Source organism: Pseudomonas sp. PS01299, from assembly GCF_029960145.1.
Taxonomy (GTDB): Bacteria; Pseudomonadota; Gammaproteobacteria; order Pseudomonadales; family Pseudomonadaceae; genus Aquipseudomonas; species Aquipseudomonas putida_A.
The window spans coordinates 1-3,600 of the sequence record NZ_JASCPO010000374.1 but is presented as its reverse complement, the minus strand read 5'-3'; the positions used below and the strand labels follow the sequence as shown (position 1 = coordinate 3,600).

2 protein-coding genes are annotated in these 3,600 nt (G+C 61.9%); both read left to right on the top strand.

Translation table 11 applies throughout. The features are described from left to right. The first annotated feature begins 303 nt into the window (after positions 1-303). Positions 304-1,962 (top strand): Na/Pi cotransporter family protein, encoded by a 1,659-nt coding sequence (locus QMX91_RS29850; protein WP_096797619.1) that lies wholly within the window; start codon positions 304-306, stop codon positions 1,960-1,962. Positions 1,963-2,128: 166 nt separating this feature from the next. Further along, entirely contained in the window at positions 2,129-3,517 is a 1,389-nt protein-coding gene (locus tag QMX91_RS29845; protein ID WP_223007081.1) for an insulinase family protein, read from the top strand. Positions 3,518-3,600 lie beyond the last annotated feature (83 nt).

Below are 3,600 nucleotides of genomic sequence, written 5' to 3'. Positions count from 1 at the left end.
TAACCGGGGCCCGCCTTAATCCCTGTCGGAGGGCGCCGGCTCGCGATAGCGGTCCGTCAGTCAGCAACGATGTTGAAGCTGGTCGCCCTATCGCGAGCAGGCTCACTCCTACAGGGGACCGCGGTGATTTCAGATGAGGTGGATGAACCTGTTTTCATGACACTTTTGTTTCAATCCGCACTTTAGCTGTGCAATGCTGGCGCCCAGTCCGTTAGCCAACTACAGCTTAAGTATCAAAAACGTAGAAACCGCGCGGTACCGTCAACTTGCCCCTTTGGGGCTCTGCAACTACAGGGGGTCTGCATGCTCACCCTGCTCAATTTGCTGTCTGCCGTGGCCCTGCTGATCTGGGGCACGCACATCGTCCGAACCGGCATCCTGCGGGTGTACGGCACCAATCTGCGCCATGTGATCGGCCAGAACATGTCCAAACGCTGGCTCGCGTTCGTCGCCGGCATCGTCGTGACTGCGATGGTGCAGAGCAGCAACGCCACGGCCATGCTCGTCACCTCCTTCGTTGGTCAGGGCTTGATGGCGCTGACCCCGGCGCTGGCGACCATGCTTGGCGCCGACGTCGGTACCGCGCTGATGGCGCGGGTGCTGACCTTTGACCTGTCGTGGCTGTCGCCGCTGCTGATTTTCCTCGGGGTGATTTTCTTTCTGTCGCGCAAACAGACGCGGCTCGGGCAGATGGGCCGGGTCAGCATCGGTCTGGGGCTGATCATTCTCGCGCTGCAACTGATCGTGGAGGCCGCCGCACCGATTACCCACGCCCAAGGGGTGAAGGTGATCTTTGCTTCGCTGACCGGCGACATCCTCCTCGACGCCCTGGTTGGTGCGTTGTTCGCGATGATTTCCTATTCCAGCCTCGCCGCCGTGCTCCTGACCGCGACGCTGGCCGGCGCCAGCGTGATCAGCCTGCCGGTGGCGATCGGTCTGGTGATCGGCGCCAACATCGGCAGCGGCGTGCTGGCGTTCATGAGCACCAGCATGCAGAACGCGGCCGGGCGGCAAGTGGCGCTGGGCAGCCTGCTGTACAAGTTGATCGGCCTGCTGCTGATCATCCCGGTGCTCGATCCGCTGGTGCACTGGATGGACGGCCTGGATTTCAGCCCGCAGGAAATGGTCATCGGCTTCCACTTGCTCTACAACACCGCGCGCTGCCTGATCCTGCTGCCCAGTGTTTCGCCGATGGCACGGCTGTGTGCCTGGCTGCTGCCGGAGCGCCCGGAGGTCAACGGCACCGCCAAGCCGCGGCATCTCGATGCGACGGCGCTGGTCACCCCGAGCCTGGCGTTGGCCAACGCCGCCCGCGAGACCCTGCGCATGGGCGACCTGATCGACAACATGCTCGACGCGATGCTCGATGTGCTGCGCGGCAAGCAGACCGCCATTACCCAGGAAATGCGCCGACTGACCGATGACGTCGAAGCGCTGTACAGCGCGATCAAGCTGTATCTGGCGCAAATGCCCCGCGAGGATCTCGGCGAACAGGACAGTCGGCGCTGGGCAGAGACCATCGAATTGGCGATCAACCTGAAACTGGCCAGCGACCTGATCGAACGCATGCTGCGCAAGGTGCAGCAGCAGAAGACCTCCCAGCGTCGGTCTTTTTCCGAAGAGGGCCTGGAGGATCTGGCCGGGCTGCATCAGCAACTGATCGCCAACCTGCGCCTGGGCCTGTCAGTGTTCCTCAGCGGCGACAAGGAAAGCGCCCGTCAGCTGTTGCGCGAGAAACGTCGCTTTCGCGCACAGGAACGGCGTCTGGCCCATGCCCATGTCAGCCGTTTGCAACGTAAGATCGTGCAGAGTCTGGAAACCAGTTCGCTGCATCTGGAGCTGATTGCGGATATGAAGCGCTTGAATTCGCTGTTTTGCAGCAGTGCTTATGTGGTGCTGGAAACGGCCGATACCGGGGCGCTGGAAGCGGATGATATTGCCGACATTACGCATTCGCCTTGAACGTCTGGGGCTGGGGTCAGTCAGTAACATTGATTCAGCCTTAAGACCTTCGCGAGCAAGCTCGCTCCCACATTTGAAATGCATTCCCCTGTGGGAGCGAGCTTGCTCGCGAATGCCGGCCTGAATAGCGACACGGATCTCCAAATCAGCCGTATGGAAGCCTGTTATGCGTTGCCTGTTGTTCGCCTGTCTGTTGCTCGGTTCCCTGCCCGCCTTCGCCGTTGATCGCTTTCAGGTCGAAGGCTACGCGCTGCCCAACGGATTGCAGCTGTTGCTCAAACCCGGCACCGAGCGCGGGCATGTGGCGATTCGTCTGGTGGTGGGCGTCGGTCTCGACGATTTCGACTGCGATGAAAAAGAGCTGCCGCACCTGCTTGAGCACCTGCTGTTCAGCGGCGTCGATGCCACCGGTGAAGGCGGTCTCGAGGAGCGCATGCAGGCGCTGGGCGGTGAGTGGAACGCGTTCACCAGCAACGCCGACACCACGTTCGTCATCGAAGCCCCGGCAAAGAATCAGCGCAAGGTCCTCGACCTGTTGCTCGACCTTTTGACCCAGACCCGCATCGACGACAACGCGATCAACGCTGCCAAACGTGTGGTCGAGCGCGAGGACGGCGGCCATTACACGCGCCTGCAACGCTTTCTCGACCGCCAGGATCTGGGCCACACCGCGAGCAATCAACTGGCGGTGGAATTGGGCCTGAAATGCCCGCAGCGGGCCGAGGTCGGTCACCTGACCCAGAAGCAACTGGAGAAGGTGCGCAAGACCTGGTACGCGCCGAACAACATGACCCTGATCGTCGTCGGTGAACTCGACAAACTGCTGCCGGCCTATCTGGAACGCACCTGGGGCGCGCTTGAAGCGGTGGACCCGGCGGAGCACCGTGAGCTGCCGGACATCCGCACCAGCGCCGCCCATGAACGCAACCTCACCCGCGGCTTCATCGGCGACAGCGCCAAGTTGCACTGGCTGGTGCCGGAGCCGATGCTCGACGATCAGTACGACGAGACCTTCGACATCCTCAAGGACTACCTCGACTGGGCGCTGTACCGGCAGATTCGCCTGAATCACGGCCTGTCCTACGGGCCATGGGCCGAGCGTGAAGTGTTTGGCGGGGTCGGCTTCATGAGCCTCAACGCTGACGTGGATCGCGATGACCTCGCCGAAGCCCAACAGGTGCTGGAAGACCTCAAGGCCGACCTGCTGAAAAACGGCCTCGACCCGGACACCTTCGCCCGGATCAAACAAGCCGCCATCGCCCATCAGGCCTGGGCGGTACAGGGCAACAGTGCCATGGCGGATTACTACTGGAGCGCGCTGGGCGATTACGAGGACGGGCGCTTTGCCAACCCGGCCCGCGAGCTGCAAGGCGTGACCCTGGAAACGGCAAACAAGGCCATGCGCGAGTTGCTGTTGCAACCGGGATATCTGCGGATCGAGAAGCCGTTGCTTAGTGATGATCAAGTGTTGTGGCTGATTGCCGGTGGTCTGGGCGTGGTGTTGCTGGTGCTGATTGGCTGGCGCTTGCACCGTCGTAAGCCAGCCAAACACTGAACCTGTGGGAGCGGGCTTGCTCGCGAATGCGGTGTGTCATTCAGCAATGATGTCGACTGACACGGCCCCTTCGCGAGCAAGCC